Genomic DNA, 15,935 nt, shown 5'->3' with positions numbered 1-15,935 from the left:
CGGAACGAGCCGCCTGACCAGCGGATTTCCAGGACGTATACGGCATTGTCGGTGGTGTGGTGTGCAATGGATCTCGTGCCCGCGCTCGATGAACCACTGAAGAAGGTGCTCGGTCCCCCCACCGCGAAGGTGATGGCCGAGCATCTCGGCCTGCACACCATCGGTGATCTCCTGCACCACTATCCGCGCAGATACGAGGAGCGCGGCCAGCTCACCCACCTCGCCGACCTGCCCATGGACGAGCATGTGACGGTGGTCGCCCAGGTCGCCGACGCGCGCCTGCACACCTTCGCCTCCTCCAAGGCGCCCCGAGGCAAGGGCCAGCGTCTGGAGGTGACCATCACGGACGGCAGCGGCCGCCTCCAGCTGGTCTTCTTCGGCAACGGCGTGCACAAGCCCCACAAGGACCTGCTGCCCGGCACCCGCGCGATGTTCTCGGGCAAGGTCTCCGTCTTCAACCACCGCCTCCAGCTCGCCCACCCGGCGTACGAGCCGCTGACCGGTGACGGCGACGAGGCCGTGGAGAGCGTCGACAGCTGGGCCGGCGCCCTCATCCCGATCTACCCGGCCACCGCCAAGCTGGAGTCCTGGAAGCTCGCCAAGGCCGTCCAGACGGTACTGCCCAGCGCCCAGGAAGCCGTCGACCCGCTCCCGGACTCCCTGCGCGACGGCCGCGGCCTGATGACCCTCCCCGAGGCCCTCCTCAAGATCCACCGCCCGCACACCAAGGCGGACATCCAGGACGCCCGCGCCCGCCTCAAGTGGGACGAGGCCTTCGTCCTCCAGATCGCCCTGGCCCGCCGCCGCCACGCCGACGCCCAACTCCCCGCCGTGGCCCGCGTCCCCGCACCGGACGGCCTGCTCACCGCCTTCGACGCCAAGCTCCCTTTCACCCTCACCGAAGGCCAGCGGAAGGTCTCCAAGGAGATCTTCGACGACCTCGCGACGGAGCATCCGATGCACCGGCTGCTTCAGGGCGAGGTGGGCAGCGGCAAGACGATGGTCGCCCTGCGGGCCATGCTGGCCGTCGTCGACGCGGGCGGGCAGGCCGTGATGCTCGCGCCCACCGAAGTGCTCGCGCAGCAGCACCACCGGTCGGTCACCGAGATGATGGGGGAGCTGGCCGAGGGCGGGACGCTGGGCGGCGCCGAGCACTCCACCAAGGTCGTGCTGCTCACCGGGTCCATGGGGGCGGCGGGGCGCCGGCAGGCGCTGCTCGACCTGGTCACCGGCGAGGCCGGCATCGTCATCGGCACCCACGCGCTGATCGAGGACAAGGTGCGGTTCCACGACCTTGGCCTGGTCGTCGTCGACGAGCAGCACCGCTTCGGTGTCGAGCAGCGCGACGCCCTGCGGGGCAAGGGCAAGCAGCCCCCGCACCTCCTGGTGATGACCGCCACGCCCATTCCCCGCACGGTGGCGATGACCGTCTTCGGCGACCTGGAGACCTCCGTCCTCGACCAGCTCCCCGCGGGGCGCTCGCCGATCGCCAGCCATGTCGTCCCCGCCGCGGACAAGCCGCACTTCCTCGCCCGCGCCTGGGAGCGCGTGCGCGAGGAGGTGGGCAACGGCCATCAGGCCTACGTGGTCTGCCCCCGCATCGGAGACGGGGAGGACGACCCGAAGAAGGGCGCCAAGAAGGAGTCGCCCGAGGACGAGGCCGAGAAGCGCCCGCCCCTCGCCGTCGTCGACATCGCCCAGCACCTGGCCGAGGGCCCCCTCCAGGGACTCCGGGTCGAGATCCTGCACGGCCGTATGCCGCCCGACGACAAGGACGCCGTGATGCGCCGCTTCACCGCCGGGGAGACCGACGTCCTGGTCGCCACGACCGTCATCGAGGTCGGCGTGAACGTGCCGAACGCCACGGCGATGGTGATCATGGACGCCGACCGGTTCGGCGTCTCCCAGCTCCATCAGCTGCGCGGCCGGGTCGGCCGGGGTTCCGCGGCCGGACTCTGCCTGCTGGTCAGCGAGATGCCCGAGGCGAGCCCGGCCCGCCAGCGGCTGAACGCGGTGGCGTCCACACTCGACGGTTTCGAACTCTCGCGCATCGACCTCGAACAGCGCCGTGAGGGCGACGTCCTCGGCCAGGCGCAGTCCGGCGTCCGCTCGTCGCTGCGCATGCTCACCGTCATCGAGGACGAGGAGATCATCGCCGAGGCCCGTGAGGAGGCGGCCGCGGTCGTCGCCGCCGACCCGGAGCTCGCCGGGTTCCCGGGCCTGCGCACCGCGCTGGAGGCGCTCCTGGACGAGGAACGCGAGCAGTATCTCGACAAGGGCTGACGGGAGTTCCCGTGGCCGACAGGCGCCGGCAGGGACCAAAGGACGCCGGCCAGGCGGGCGGCGGCCGGCGAGAGCCCGGCCCGGACCAGGGCGGACTCCGGACCGGGGCGGACTCCGGACCGGGGCGGACTCCGGACCGGGAAGCACCCGGACGCGGTGCGGGGAGGCGGGATCCGTGCTCCGGCTGAGACACTGGCAGCCGACACATCACCAGCGCAAAGGACCCTCATGACCCGCGTGATCGCCGGCCGGGCCGGCGGACGCCGTCTGGCCGTCCCGCCGGGCACCGGCACCCGGCCCACCTCCGACCGGGCGCGCGAGGGCCTCTTCTCCACCTGGCAGTCCCTGCTCGGCGGCCCGCTGGAGGGCGAGCGTGTGCTCGACCTGTACGCGGGCTCCGGCGCCGTGGGCCTGGAGGCGCTCAGCCGCGGTGCCGGACACACCCTGCTCGTCGAGTCCGACGCCCGCGCCGCCCGCGTCATCCGGGAGAACGTGAAGGCACTGGGCCTGCCCGGAGCCGAAGTCAGGCCGGGCAAAGCGGAACAGATCGTTCAGGCGCCGGCGCCCGCAGAACCGTACGACCTCGTCTTCCTCGACCCGCCCTACGCCGTGTCGGACGGCGATCTTCGCGAGATTCTGCTCACACTCCGGACGCAGGGCTGGCTCGCGGGCGATGCGCTCGTCACCGTGGAGCGCAGCACCAGAGGCGGCGAATTCGGGTGGCCGGACGGTTTTGACGCGCTCCGGGCCCGTCGTTACGGCGAAGGGACCTTTTGGTACGGTCGCGCCGCCTCTACGTGCGACGACGCACGATGACCGGACCGGAGAGCGAGGGACCACAGTTGCGCCGCGCCGTCTGTCCGGGGTCATTCGACCCCGTCACCAATGGACACCTCGACATCATCGCCCGCGCTTCCAGACTCTACGACGTCGTGCACGTCGTGGTGATGATCAATCAGTCGAAGCAGGGCCTGTTCACCGTCGACGAGCGGATCGAGCTGATCCGCGAGGTCACCGCGGAGTTCGGCAACGTCCAGGTCGAGCCCTACCACGGCCTGCTCGTCGACTTCTGCAAGCAGCGGGACATCCCTGCCATCGTCAAGGGACTGCGCGCGGTCAGCGACTTCGACTACGAACTGCAGATGGCCCAGATGAACAACGGCCTCTCGGGCGTGGAGACGCTGTTCATCCCGACGAGCCCCACCTACAGCTTCCTCTCCTCCTCGCTGGTCAAGGAGGTCGCGACCTGGGGCGGCGACATCTCCCATCTGGTGCCACCGGTGGTTCTGGAGGCGCTGAAGGGACGGCTCGGCCAGGACTGACGGGCTGACTGTCCGTCACCCGGTGTCGGGTGGGGCGGGAGTGGTCGTACAGTCGAACCGTCCGTCTCCATCACAGCTGTAGAGAGTGGCGAGCACACGGTGGACGTGCAGAAGAAGCTCGATGAGATCGTCTCGGCGGTCGGCAGCGCCCGTTCCATGCCCATGTCGGCCTCGTGCGTGGTCAACCGCGCCGAGCTGCTCTCGATGCTCGAAGAGGTGCGCCAGGCCCTGCCCGGCTCCCTCGCTCAGGCCGAGGAGCTCATCGGCGGCCGCGAGCAGCTGGTCGAGCAGGCCCGCATGGAGGCCGACCGGATCATCGAGACCGCGCACGCCGAGCGCGGCTCCCTGATCTCCGACACCGAGGTCGCCCGCCGTTCCCAGAACGAGGCGGACCGCATCGTCACCGAGGCCCGCCAGGAGGCCGAGGAGGTCCGGGCCGAGGCCGACGACTACGTCGACTCCAAGCTCGCCAACTTCGAGGTCGTCCTCACCAAGACCCTCGGCTCCGTCGGCCGGGGCCGCGAGAAGCTCCTCGGCACCGGTCCCGGCATAGACGAGCAGGGCTACGAGGACGAGGACGCCCCCGAGCGCAGCCACGACCCCGAGACACTGCGCCGCAACGCCGACGAGTACGTCGACGTGAAGCTCGGCGCCTTCGAGGCCGTCCTCGCCAAGACCCTGGAGGCCGTCGGCCGCGGCCGGCAGAAGCTGCACGGCCGGATCGCCAGCGACGACCTGGGGGACCTGGGCGCCTTCGCCGAGGACGGGACCCCCGTCCAGCACACCAGCGACGCCGACTACCTGGCCGGCCTCGCCGAGCTCTCGGAGGTCCCCGAGCGGGTCGTCCAGACCCCCGAGGTGCCGGCCCAGCCGTCCTACGCGCAGCAGCAGGACGCCTACGCGTACCAGCAGCAGGCGGACCCCTACGGCTACCAGCAGCAGTACGCCCAGCAGGACGCGTACGGCTACCAGCAGGCCGATCCGTACGCCGCCTACCCGCAGCAGGGCTACGACCAGCAGCAGGCGTACGGCCAGGGCGGTCAGCAGGGCTATCCGCAGCAGCCGGCGCACACCGTGGACCCGCAGGCGCACGCCCTGGACGAGACCAGCCTCTTCGACACCACCATGATCAGCGCCGAGCAGCTGCGGGCGTACGAACAGGGGCGCTGACACCGGATTGGGCCGAGAGCGAAAGGTCCAGTATCCTGGCTCTTCGGTCGCGTGTACGTCCGCGATCACCGCTGCCCGGGAACACCAGGGGCGGCGCCCCTCGAGTTTTTGAAGATCGAAAGCAGGAACGGCTCTGAACACCCACCTCGACCACCGCAACCCTCTCGTGTTCGACACACACGAGCTGGGCCGGCGTCCTGGTGCGCTGCAGCGCCTGACCCGCACGATCGACGCCCCCAGGGATCTAGGGATCCAGGGAGTCATCGGAGTGCCGGAAGGCACCCCGGTGGAGCTCGGACTCAGGCTCGAGTCGGTCATGGACGGTGTGCTTGTCACAGGCACCGCCCGTGCACGGGTCGAGGGGGAGTGCGTAAGGTGTCTGGAGCCGCTCGAGCAGTCGCTCGCCGCGGACTTCCAGGAGATGTTCTCGTACCACGACGCCGACGACCGGGGCCGCGCCAAAGCGGAGCCGGCCGACGACGCCGGGGAATCCACGGATAGCGAGGACATGCTCTTCATCGAGGACGGCCTGTTCGACCTCGAACCCGTGCTGCGTGATGCGGTGGTGCTCGCACTGCCGATGCAGCCGGTGTGCCAGGACGACTGCCCCGGCCTGTGCTCCCAGTGCGGAGCCCGGCTCGCGGACGACCCGGACCACCACCACGACGCCGTCGACATCCGTTGGGCGGCACTGCAGGGACTCGCTGGTTCATCCGGAGACGGCGAGAAGGACGAGTTGAGCGGCGGCGCGCTTCCATCAGCGCACGTCGACGAGAAGCAGGAGAAGTAGCCGTGGCTGTTCCGAAGCGGAAGATGTCGCGCAGCAACACGCGCCACCGCCGGTCGCAGTGGAAGGCTGCGGTCCCCACCCTGGTTGCGTGTGAGCGCTGCCACGAGCCCAAGCTGCAGCACATCGCGTGCCCGGCTTGCGGCACCTACAACAAGCGCCAGGTCCTCGAGGTCTGAGCGGCCGGTGAGAGGTCTGATGTCTGACGCCAAGGCGGAACCAAACGCCAAGAAAAAGGCGGAGAACACAGCCTCGTCCCACACGCTTCTGGAAGGGCGGCTCGGGTACAAGCTCGAGTCCGCCCTTCTGGTGCGTGCGCTGACCCACCGTTCCTACGCGTACGAGAACGGCGGTCTGCCGACCAACGAGCGGCTGGAGTTCCTCGGGGACTCCGTGCTCGGCCTCGTGGTCACGGACACGCTGTACCGCACCCACCCGGACCTGCCCGAAGGCCAGCTGGCCAAGTTGCGGGCCGCGGTGGTCAACTCGCGTGCGTTGGCGGAAGTGGGCCGCGGCCTCGAACTCGGCTCCTTCATCCGGCTCGGCCGGGGCGAGGAAGGCACGGGAGGCCGGGACAAGGCATCCATCCTCGCCGACACCCTTGAAGCGGTGATCGGCGCGGTCTATCTCGACCAGGGTCTGGAAGCGGCGGGCGAACTCGTCCACCGGCTCTTCGACCCGCTGATCGAGAAGTCCTCGAACCTGGGAGCCGGCCTGGACTGGAAGACCAGTCTCCAGGAGCTCACCGCGACCGAGGGGCTCGGCGTACCCGAGTACCTGGTCTCGGAGACCGGCCCCGACCACGAGAAGACCTTTACTGCTGCCGCCCGCGTCGGAGGCGTCTCGTACGGCACCGGCACCGGCCGCAGCAAGAAGGAGGCGGAGCAGCAGGCCGCGGAGTCCGCGTGGTGTGCGATCCGCTCCGCCGCGGACGAGCGCGCGAAGTCGGCCCAGGCCGCCGAGCAGGTGGCCCAGGCCGCTCAGCAGGCAGCCCAGGCCGCCGAGGAGGCCCCCGACGCCACCTCGGCTCCGTCCAGCGACCCGGCCTCGGCCTGATTCCTTCGTAAGAACGCCGGCAGTACCCGCGGCGGCCGCGGAACCCGCTCACCAGCGGTGTCAGCGGTCCCGCGGGAGCGGCGGCACCAGTAGGGGCAACAGCAGTAGCGCAGTAACCGCAGGGCCCGAACCCCGTCGCAGCGTCCGTGCCGCGGCGGGGTTCGAGCATCCCCGCAACCACACTCCGAAGGAGCGTCGTGCCCGAGTTGCCCGAGGTCGAAGTCGTGCGGCGCGGGCTGGAGCGCTGGGTCAGCGGGCGGACCGTGACCGCGGCCGAGGTACGGCATCCACGGGCCGTGCGCCGTCACCAGGCCGGACCCGAGGGCTTCGCCCAGGCACTCGCCGGGCAGCGGGTCGGACCGGCGATGCGCCGCGGCAAGTACCTCTGGCTCCCCCTGGACGACTCCCCGTTCTCCGTACTCGCGCACCTCGGCATGAGCGGTCAGCTCCTGGTGCGGCCGCAGGACGCCCCGGACGAGAAGCACCTGCGCGTCCGCGTGCGCTTCGACGACGGGCAGGGCACCGAACTGCGCTTCGTCGACCAGCGCACCTTCGGCGGCCTCTCCCTGCACGAGACCACCCCGGACGGCCTGCCGGACGTCATCGCGCACATCGCCCGCGACCCGCTCGACCCCCTGTTCGACGATGCCGCGTTCCACACCGCCCTGCGCGCCCGCCGCACGACGATCAAGCGCGCCCTGCTGGACCAGTCGCTGATCAGCGGCGTCGGCAACATCTACGCGGACGAGGCGCTCTGGCGCGCGAGGCTCCACTACGAACGCCCGGTGGCCGCCTTCACCCGGCCGCGCACCGCCGAACTCCTCGGCCACATCCGGGACGTCATGAACGAGGCCCTCGCCGTCGGCGGCACCAGCTTCGACAGCCTGTACGTCAACGTCAACGGCGAGTCCGGTTACTTCGACCGCTCACTCGACGCCTACGGGCGCGAGGACGAGCCCTGCCGCCGGTGCGGCACGCCCATGCGCCGGCGCGCCTGGATGAACCGGTCCAGCTACTTCTGCCCCCGCTGCCAGCGACCGCCCCGGATCACCGGCTGACGTCGACGCGCGCCCGAAGGCTCTCGGCGGCGGCACGCGACCACCCGCGACGGCACCGCCTCGAAGGCCCTCCCGCCCTCTCAGGCCTCGCGCGTCTCGTCGTACCGCTCACGCGCCTCCAGGACGTCGTCCATGCGTCCCTCCAGGAAGTGGATGAGGGCGAGCAGACGCTCCGCGACCTCCCGGCCGAGCGGTGTGAGGGTGTAGTCGACGCGCGGCGGGTTCGTCGGCTGAGCGTCCCGGTGCACCAGGCCGTCGCGCTCCAGCGCGTGCAGCGTCTGGGAGAGCATCTTCTCGCTGACGCCGTCGACCCGGCGCCGCAGTTCGTTGAAACGGAACGTGCCGCCGTGCAGCGCTCCGAGCGTGAGTGATCCCCAGCGTCCGGTCACGTGCTCCAGCGTGCCCCGGGACGGGCAGCTGCGCGCGAACACGCTGTAGGCGAGGTCCTGAAACTCACCGCTCTCGGCGGTGGGCACGGCGATGTCCATGCCGTCACCATACTCCGAGGCAGCGCTAACCAGAAGGTTGCACTAACTAGAAGTTAGTGCTTTCCTTTTGTTCGTTGTCCCCACCTGGAGGAGTCCTGTCGTGAGCACCCCCGTTGTTTCCATCGCCTACCACTCGGGCTACGGCCACACCACCGTCCTCGCCGAGGCGGTCCGCTCCGGAGCGGCCGAGGCCGGTGCCGAGGTTCACCTGATCCGAGTCGACGGGATCACCGACGCCGAGTGGGAACACCTCGACGCCTCGGACGCGATCGTCTTCGGTTCGCCGACCTACATGGGCACGGCGTCCGGTGCCTTCCACGTCTTCGCCGAGGCGTCCTCGAAGCGCTGGTTCGGGCAGGACTGGCAGGACAAGCTCGCCGCCGGGTTCACCAACTCCGGCTCCAAGAGCGGCGACAAGCTGCACACCCTGCAGTTCTTCCAGATCCTGGCCGCGCAGCACGGCATGAACTGGATCAACCTCGGTCTGCACCCGGGCTGGAACAGCAGCTCGGCGTCGGAGCACGACCTCAACCGCCTCGGCGTCTTCGCCGGCGCCGCCGCGCAGACCAATGTCGACGAGGGCCCCGAGACCGTGCACAAGGCCGACATCGCTACGGCCGAGCACCTCGGCCGCCGGGTCGCGGAGGCGGCACGGGCGTTCTCGCTGGGGCGCGCGGCCGCGTAGGCGCCGACGGGAGCGCCCAGGCGTTCTTCCGGGGTCCGCCCCGCACGCGAGGTCGCGCCCCTGCGACAGGCCTCCAGCCGCGGGCCCGCGGCTGCCTCAGTGGCCGAAGGGTGACCGGCCGGGTCTGTGGCCTGCGGTCATGTAATCGACCAACGCTGTGACCTGCGACTTAGCTGTCGACGGTTGTCGGCGATGGTCGTTGTCGAGCACCCCGTACGGCCCAGAGACGGCCCGAGCGCGGGTGTTGTCCTGTGCGCCCCTCGAGGCGAACCATGGGTGCGATGGTCACCGAGGTCCGCAGGGGAGGCCGTGTCAGTGGTGACTGCGATGCTGACGGAATGATCCCTTGGAGCCTGCTTGACCTCGACAGAGCCTTGCGCGCCGGCTGGGCCGCTGACACCTGCTCCCCTGACGACCTGGAACGCTCGGGCTGGCAACCGGAGAACCCGGCCTGGGGACACTGCGACATCACAGCCCTGATCGTCAATGACGTCTTCGGTGGCGACCTCATGGCGGGCGAGGTGCACTTCAACGGAGCCCAGCACGGCTTCCATATGTGGAATCGGCTGGCCAACGGCATCGAACTCGATCTGACGCGCGAGCAGTTCCAGCGAGGCCAGATCGTCACGGGGGGCCGTGTGGTGGAACGCCCTCCGGGCCCTTTGCGCCGCTGGGACGAGTACCTTCTCCTTCGCGCGCGGGTCATCGAGCACCTCGGTTCCCTGCCGGAGCCCGCTCTGTGAACTCGGCCGGGATCAGCCCGGCTGCTTCAGCGGAACGGCGCCCTGGTCGACCGGGAGGGGCAACGGCATGCGCGCACTGCGGCACTTCTCCGCCTCGGTCCTGCTGGACGCGGGCGGGAGCATCAAGGCCGTCAGCGAGTATCCGGGCCACCACGACCCCAGGTCCCCCGGGTGCACGCTACGGACCTACACGCACCTGATGCCATCGAGCGGGACCCGGATCCGGGCCGCCGTGGATCGCTTCTTCGCGGACGAGGAGCCCACGGGTGACGGCCCGGACACGACCCAGGAGGGTCCCTAGCCCTCTGACCTGCGATTATCTCAGTAGCCGAAGTCCTGCGTCCACCAGGGACCGCCGGCGCCGAGGTGCACGCCGACGCCCAGGGTCTTGAAGTCGCAGTTCAGTATGTTGGCGCGGTGGCCCTCGCTGTTCATCCAGGCGTCCATGACCGCTGCCGCGTCCGCCTGGCCGCGGGCTATGTTCTCGCCGCCGAGTGCGGTGATGCCCGCCTTCGCCGCACGGTCCCAGGGGCTGAGCCCGCTCGGGTCGGTGTGGTCGAAGAAGTCGCGCAGGGCCATGTCCTCGCTGAAGGACTGGGCGAGGTCCCTCAGGGCGTTGTTCGCCGTGACCGGGGTGCAGCCGACCTTGGCCCGCTCCTCGTTGACCAGTTCGAGCACCGCGGCCTGCGCGGCGGCCTCGGCCGTCACCGTCACCGGGGCGGTGGTCACCGGCGCCTTCGGCCTCGCGACCTCGGAGACCGGAGCGGAGGGTTCCTTGGGCTCGGCGGTCTTGCCCGGAACGGTGGTGGCCGGCTCCTGGGAAGGTGCCGTCGTCGGTGCGGCGGACGCCGACGCGACGGGCGGCGCCGTAGGAGAGGACGCGCGGTCGGAGTCGCGGCTCGTCGACTGGTCGTCGCGGCTGTCCGCACTGCCCGAGGTGCCGCCCTGCTGGGTCTCCTGGCCCGACGGGGAACCGACGGCCTGCACCTGGTCGGAGTTGTTGCCCCCGCCGCCGAGCGCGTAGTCCTTCGCGCCGGGCACTACTCCGGCGGCCACGGCGACGGTGCCCAGGGCCACGGCCGCGGAGACACCGAGCAGACCCGTGCGAACGGGCGTCGCGGCCTTCCTCTTGCGGTGCGAGCGCGCGGCGGCCGTGCTCGGGAGGTCGGCGATGGCGGCATAGCCGTACAGGTTCTCCGGCCCATAGCTTTCCGTGAGGGGTCCGTGCGTATCGGTGACCCCGGTGGCGCGGCTTGTGGCGGCGCGGCCGGCGGCGGAGCGTCGGTGGCGTCCCATCTCCTGGCCTTCCTCGATCTTGCGGTCAGCGTCCCTCACTCGAAAGAGTGAGTTTCATATGAGACTCATTGGACCGGGACGGTACCGCATGGCGGGAGGGGAGGAAGTGCCCGGAGAGACTTTGTCCGGTTAGCGTGCACGCATGAACGAGGTTGTACGACTGGTCGTCTGGGTACGCGGGCGTGTTCAGGGTGTCGGTTTCCGCTGGTTCACGCGGGCCAGGGCACTGGAGATCGGCGGCCTGAGTGGTTTTGCTCTCAATCTGGACGACGGACGGGTCCAGGTGGTCGCGGAGGGCCCCAGGTTCGCGTGCGAGGGGCTGCTGGACTGGCTCCAGGGGGACGACACACCCGGGCGGGTGGACGGAGTCACTGAGATCTGGGACACGCCCCGGGGGATCTACCACGACTTCGCCATCCGGTGACGGTGGCGGGCGCGAGGCCACCGCCGGGCGCGGCGGCGCATGCCTCTGGCACCTGCCGGGAGCGGAAACGGCCTGGTGGTTGCCAAGAAGGGCTCGTCGTGGCAGGCTCCCGGGAGAAGGATCATCTCCACACCCCCAGGGCCCCACACGAGTCGCAGCGCAGCCGCCCCAGAGCCGCGCGACAGCGGGTTGCCCCCCAATACGGGGTGTGATCGTGTTGACCGTCAAACTTTTTGGTGAGACGCTGAAAGCCCCGCGCACCTTAGCTGTTTGGCATGTGGAACCGCAGCAAGAATTTAGCAAGTGCCAAGCATCGCGGGTGCGATCCCTCACGACCCACACCGCTTCGGTCGGTCACTCAGTGTGGAGGACCATCCATCATGGCAAAGGCGCTTCTCGGTTACGTCGGCGGTTCCGACCCGCGACTCATCGCCGAGATGCGACGGCTCCAGCAGCGCGTCCAGGACCTCGAATCCGAGCTCGGACGGATTCAGGCCGAGAACGACGCGCTCGCGGCTGCCGCTTCTCACGACTCGCTTCTCGAGAGCATCGACGTACCCCAGGCGGAGCCTGCGCTCACCTGATCACTGCACCGCACCACGACAGCAGTGGTTGGGCAGCCCCTATCAACCGCTAAGTTGTCAGATTTGCAAGGGACGCCTCTTCGGCGTCCCTTCTTCTTTCCCCCGCTGTACTTCAAGCTCTTGTACGTCTGGTGTGCCCTCCACGTTCATGGGTGAAACCGCGGGTTCATGGAGTGAGACCGGCCCGAAAGGTAGAGTCCGGCGGCGTGCACCTCAAGGCCCTGACCCTGCGCGGGTTCAAATCGTTCGCCTCGGCGACCACGCTGCGCTTCGAGCCGGGCATCACGTGCGTCGTGGGACCCAACGGCTCCGGCAAGTCCAACGTCGTGGACGCCCTGAGCTGGGTGATGGGTGAGCAGGGGGCCAAGTCGCTGCGCGGCGGGAAGATGGAGGACGTCATCTTCGCCGGCACCACCGGCCGCCCGCCGCTGGGCCGTGCCGAGGTGTCCCTGACCATCGACAACTCCGACGGGGCACTGCCCATCGAGTACGCCGAGGTCACCATCACGCGGATCATGTTCCGCAACGGCGGCAGCGAATACCAGATCAACGGCGACACCTGCCGGCTCCTCGACATCCAGGAACTCCTGTCCGACTCCGGTATCGGCCGTGAGATGCACGTGATCGTCGGCCAGGGGCAGCTCGACTCCGTCCTGCACGCCGATCCCATGGGCCGCCGCGCGTTCATCGAGGAGGCGGCCGGGGTCCTCAAGCACCGCAAGCGCAAGGAGAAGGCGCTGCGGAAACTGGACGCGATGCGGGCGAACCTCGCCCGGATCCAGGACCTGACCGACGAACTCCGGCGCCAGCTCAAACCCCTCGGCCGGCAGGCCGCCGTCGCCCGCCGCGCCGCCGTCATCCAGGCCGACCTCCGCGACGCCCGCCTCCGCCTCCTCGCCGACGACCTCGTACGCCTCAGGCAGGCGCTCCAGACGGAGATCGCGGACGAGGCGGCGCTCAAGGAACGCAAGGACACGGCCGAGGCGGAGCTGAAGAAGTCACTCCAGCGCGAAACGCTCCTGGAGGAGGAGGTGCGCCGCCTCACGCCCCGCCTCCAGCGTGCCCAGCAGACCTGGTACGAACTGTCGCAGCTCGCCGAGCGGGTACGCGGCACGATCTCGCTGGCCGACGCGCGCGTGAAGAGCGCCACCTCGGCGCCCCCGGAGGAGCGGCGCGGGCGCGATCCCGAGGACATGGAGCGCGAGGCCGCGCGCATCCGCGAGCAGGAGGCCGAGCTCGAAGCGGCCCTGGAGGCCGCCGAGCACGCCTTGGAGGACACGGTCGCGCACCGGGCCGAGCTGGAGCGCGAGCTCGCCGTCGAGGAACGCCGTCTCAAGGACGTCGCCCGGGCCATCGCCGACCGCCGCGAAGGCCTGGCCCGGCTCAACGGCCAGGTCAACGCGGCGCGTTCACGGGCCGCCTCCGCCCAGTCCGAGATCGACCGGCTCGCCGCCGCCCGCGACGAGGCCCAGGAGCGGGCGGTCACGGCACAGGAGGAGTACGAGCAGTTGAAGGCCGAGGTCGACGGCCTCGACGCCGGCGACGCCGAACTGGCGGAGCGGCACGAGGAGGCCAAACGGGCGCTCACCGACGCCGAGTCCGCCCTCACCGAGGCCCGCGAGGCGGCCACCGCGGCCGAACGCAGACGCGCCGCGACCCAGGCCCGCCACGACGCACTGGCGCTCGGCCTGCGCCGCAAGGACGGTACGGGCGCGCTGCTGGGAGCGAAGGACCGGCTCACGGGACTTCTCGGCCCCGCCGCCGAACTGCTGTCCGTCACCCCCGGGTACGAGGTCGCCCTCGCCGCCGCCCTCGGTACGGCGGCGGACGCCATCGCGGTCACCACCCCCGCCTCGGCGGCCGAGGCCATCCGCCTGCTGCGCAAACAGGACGCCGGGCGGGCGGCGCTGCTGCTGGCGGGAGCTCCGGAGGAGGCTGCGGCACCACGGAACGGGGAGGGCGACACGGCGGGCGGGAGCGGGCGCCGGGACGCGCACACCGGCGAACCGGGCGGTGGGGACCGGGCCTGGAGTCATTCCGACATCCGGCAGCCCGCCCCGCACCACGGCGACGGCGGCGCCGGGACCCTGCCGGCGCACCCCACCGGTCCTCCCTACGCCGCGGACCTCGTCCGGGGACCCGTGGAGCTCATGCCGGCCGTACGGCGGCTGCTGCGCGGGATCGTCGTGGTCGGCACCCTGGAGGACGCCGAGGACCTGGTCTACGCGAGGCCGGGGCTGAGCGCGGTCACCGCCGAGGGGGACCTGCTCGGGGCACACTTCGCGTACGGCGGCTCCGCCGGGGCGCCCAGCCTGCTGGAGGTGCAGGCGTCCGTCGACGAGGCCGCGGCCGAGCTCGAAGAGCTCGCCGTGCGCTGTGAGGACCTCGGCGAGGCGCAGCACCGAGCCGCCGAGCGGCGCGGGGAGCGGGCCGCGCTCGTCGAGGAACTGGGGGAGCGTCGGCGGGCCGCCGAGCGGGAGAAGTCGTCCGTGGCCCAGCAGTTGGGGCGGCTGGCCGGGCAGGCGCGCGGCGCCGCCGGGGAGGCCGAGCGGAGCACCGCCGCCGCCGCGCGGGCACAGGAGGCGCTGGACCGCGCGGTGGAGGAGGCGGAAGTGCTGGCCGAGCGGCTGGCCGTCGCCGAGGAGATGCCCGTGGAGGAGGAGCCCGACACCGCCGTACGGGACCGGCTCGCCGCCGACGGGGCCAACGCGCGGCAGACCGAGATGGAGGCCCGGCTCCAGGTGCGTACGCACGAGGAGCGGGTGAAGGGGCTGGCCGGACGGGCCGAAGGGCTCGACCGGGCCGCGCGCGCGGAACGTGAGGCACGCGCGCGTGCGGAGCAGCGGCGGGCCCGGCTGCGGCACGAAGCGGCGGTCGCCGAGGCCGTCGCCTCCGGCGCCCGGCAACTGCTCGCGCACGTCGAGGTCTCGCTGGGCCGGGCCGACGCGGAGCGGGGCGCCGCCGAGAACGCCAGGACGCACCAGGAGCAGGCGCTCGGAGCGGTCCGGGGCGAGGGGCGTGAACTCAAGGCGGAACTGGACAAACTCACGGATTCGGTTCACCGCGGCGAGGTACTCGGCGCCGAGAAGCGGATGCGCATGGAGCAGCTGGAGACGAAGGCACTCGAGGAGCTCGGCGTCGAACCGGCGGGGCTGGTCGCGGAGTACGGTCCGGACCAGCTCGTACCGCCCTCGCTGCCCGCCGAGGGCGAGGAGCTGCCGGAGGACCCGGAACACCCGCGCAACCAGCCCCGTCAGTTCCACCGCGCGGAGCAGGAGCGCCGGCTCAAGTCGGCCGAGCGGGCCTATCAGCAGCTGGGGAAGGTCAACCCGCTCGCCCTGGAGGAGTTCGCCGCGCTGGAGGAGCGTCACAAGTTCCTCAGCGAGCAGCTGGAGGACCTGAAGAAGACGCGTGCCGATCTCCTCCAGGTGGTGAGGGAGGTCGACGAACGGGTCGAACAGGTCTTCGCGGAGGCGTACCGGGACACCGCGCGGGAGTTCGAAGGTGTCTTCAGTCGGCTGTTCCCGGGGGGTGACGGGCGGCTGATCCTGACCGATCCCGACAACATGCTCACCACGGGTGTGGATGTCGAGGCGCGGCCCCCGGGCAAGAAGGTGAAGCGGCTGTCCCTGCTCTCCGGTGGGGAGAGGTCCCTCACGGCCGTCGCGCTCCTGGTGTCGATCTTCAAGGCCCGGCCCAGCCCGTTCTACGTGATGGACGAGGTCGAGGCGGCGCTCGACGACACCAATCTGCAGCGGCTGATCCGGATCATGCAGGAGCTCCAGGAGGCCTCGCAGCTGATCGTGATCACGCATCAGAAGCGCACGATGGAGGTCGCCGACGCTCTGTACGGCGTCTCCATGCAGGGCGACGGTGTGTCCAAGGTCATCAGCCAGCGGCTTCGTTAGCCGGCGGCTTCACCCGCGGGTGAAGCCGAAGCGAGCGGAGTGCCTCCCGTTTCTCGGGGTATGCGGACCACGTCAGCCTCAAACCTTCAAGACTTGAACGTGGTGGCCTCACCAGAGCGGGGAAAAGTCAC

General features: G+C 70.6%; 16 protein-coding genes. 14 read left to right on the top strand and 2 right to left on the bottom strand.

The features are described from left to right. Nucleotides 1-66: 66 nt before the first annotated feature. From recG to mutM, 8 genes are all read left to right on the top strand, one after another. Nucleotides 67-2,283 carry an ATP-dependent DNA helicase RecG gene (recG, locus tag ABZV34_RS00230; protein WP_356269962.1) on the top strand — a complete coding sequence of 739 codons (2,217 nt, stop codon included), beginning with the start codon at nt 67-69 and terminating at the stop codon, nt 2,281-2,283. Nucleotides 2,284-2,511: 228 nt separating this feature from the next. Then, nucleotides 2,512-3,099 (top strand): 16S rRNA (guanine(966)-N(2))-methyltransferase RsmD, encoded by a 588-nt coding sequence (gene rsmD / locus ABZV34_RS00225; protein ID WP_356269961.1) that lies wholly within the window; start codon nt 2,512-2,514, stop codon nt 3,097-3,099. A gap of 26 nt (nt 3,100-3,125) precedes the next feature. Continuing rightward, a complete protein-coding gene (gene coaD, locus ABZV34_RS00220; protein ID WP_356270677.1) occupies nt 3,126-3,605 on the top strand; it encodes a pantetheine-phosphate adenylyltransferase in 480 nt (159 codons plus the stop codon). Between the two features lie 99 nt (nt 3,606-3,704). Next, complete coding sequence (locus ABZV34_RS00215) at nt 3,705-4,775, top strand: ATP synthase F0 subunit B (RefSeq protein WP_356269959.1); 1,071 nt, start codon at nt 3,705-3,707, stop codon at nt 4,773-4,775. 133 nt (nt 4,776-4,908) lie between these two features. Beyond that, nucleotides 4,909-5,565, top strand: a complete 657-nt coding sequence (locus ABZV34_RS00210) for a DUF177 domain-containing protein (protein ID WP_356270675.1) — start codon at nt 4,909-4,911, stop codon at nt 5,563-5,565. 2 nt (nt 5,566-5,567) lie between these two features. Beyond that, nucleotides 5,568-5,741 (top strand): 50S ribosomal protein L32, encoded by a 174-nt coding sequence (gene rpmF / locus ABZV34_RS00205; protein WP_006139588.1) that lies wholly within the window; start codon nt 5,568-5,570, stop codon nt 5,739-5,741. 19 nt (nt 5,742-5,760) lie between these two features. Then, nucleotides 5,761-6,618: a ribonuclease III gene (gene rnc / locus ABZV34_RS00200; RefSeq protein ID WP_356269957.1), complete on the top strand. Its 858-nt coding sequence runs from the start codon at nt 5,761-5,763 to the stop codon at nt 6,616-6,618. Nucleotides 6,619-6,815: 197 nt separating this feature from the next. Further along, nucleotides 6,816-7,676 (top strand): bifunctional DNA-formamidopyrimidine glycosylase/DNA-(apurinic or apyrimidinic site) lyase, encoded by an 861-nt coding sequence (mutM, locus tag ABZV34_RS00195; RefSeq protein WP_356269955.1) that lies wholly within the window; start codon nt 6,816-6,818, stop codon nt 7,674-7,676. A gap of 80 nt (nt 7,677-7,756) precedes the next feature. Here the strand turns inward: mutM and ABZV34_RS00190 are convergent, their stop codons facing one another. Continuing rightward, nucleotides 7,757-8,164, bottom strand: a complete 408-nt coding sequence (locus ABZV34_RS00190; RefSeq protein ID WP_356269953.1) for a helix-turn-helix domain-containing protein — start codon at nt 8,162-8,164, stop codon at nt 7,757-7,759. Nucleotides 8,165-8,264: 100 nt separating this feature from the next. On the opposite strand from ABZV34_RS00190, the gene ABZV34_RS00185 reads away from it, so the two are divergent. From ABZV34_RS00185 to ABZV34_RS00175, 3 genes are all read left to right on the top strand, one after another. Beyond that, complete coding sequence (locus ABZV34_RS00185) at nt 8,265-8,849, top strand: flavodoxin family protein (protein WP_356269951.1); 585 nt, start codon at nt 8,265-8,267, stop codon at nt 8,847-8,849. Between the two features lie 338 nt (nt 8,850-9,187). After that, nucleotides 9,188-9,592 (top strand): hypothetical protein, encoded by a 405-nt coding sequence (locus ABZV34_RS00180; RefSeq protein WP_356269949.1) that lies wholly within the window; start codon nt 9,188-9,190, stop codon nt 9,590-9,592. A gap of 67 nt (nt 9,593-9,659) precedes the next feature. Next, on the top strand, nt 9,660-9,893 hold the full coding sequence (locus ABZV34_RS00175; protein ID WP_356269947.1) for an integrase: 234 nt from the start codon (nt 9,660-9,662) through the stop codon (nt 9,891-9,893). A gap of 20 nt (nt 9,894-9,913) precedes the next feature. On the opposite strand, the gene ABZV34_RS00170 is transcribed toward ABZV34_RS00175, so the two are convergent. Further along, the gene (locus ABZV34_RS00170; protein WP_356270673.1) at nt 9,914-10,888 is read right to left on the bottom strand and encodes a CAP domain-containing protein; all 975 of its coding nucleotides are present in this window, start codon (nt 10,886-10,888) and stop codon (nt 9,914-9,916) included. Nucleotides 10,889-11,030: 142 nt separating this feature from the next. Between ABZV34_RS00170 and ABZV34_RS00165 the strand changes: the two genes are divergently transcribed. The 3 genes from ABZV34_RS00165 (at nt 11,031) to ABZV34_RS00155 (ending at nt 15,804) form a co-directional block, all read left to right on the top strand. After that, a complete protein-coding gene (locus ABZV34_RS00165; RefSeq protein WP_356269945.1) occupies nt 11,031-11,312 on the top strand; it encodes an acylphosphatase in 282 nt (93 codons plus the stop codon). A gap of 380 nt (nt 11,313-11,692) precedes the next feature. Then, the gene (locus ABZV34_RS00160; RefSeq protein WP_107021972.1) at nt 11,693-11,896 is read left to right on the top strand and encodes a hypothetical protein; all 204 of its coding nucleotides are present in this window, start codon (nt 11,693-11,695) and stop codon (nt 11,894-11,896) included. A gap of 206 nt (nt 11,897-12,102) precedes the next feature. Then, on the top strand, nt 12,103-15,804 hold the full coding sequence (locus ABZV34_RS00155) for an AAA family ATPase (RefSeq protein ID WP_356269943.1): 3,702 nt from the start codon (nt 12,103-12,105) through the stop codon (nt 15,802-15,804). The last annotated feature ends 131 nt before the right edge of the window (nt 15,805-15,935 follow it).

Source organism: Streptomyces sp. NPDC005195, assembly GCF_040608315.1.
GTDB lineage: Bacteria > Actinomycetota > Actinomycetes > Streptomycetales > Streptomycetaceae > Streptomyces > Streptomyces kaempferi.
The sequence above is the reverse complement of the archived record's forward strand: the minus strand, read 5'-3'. Positions and strand labels throughout refer to the sequence as shown.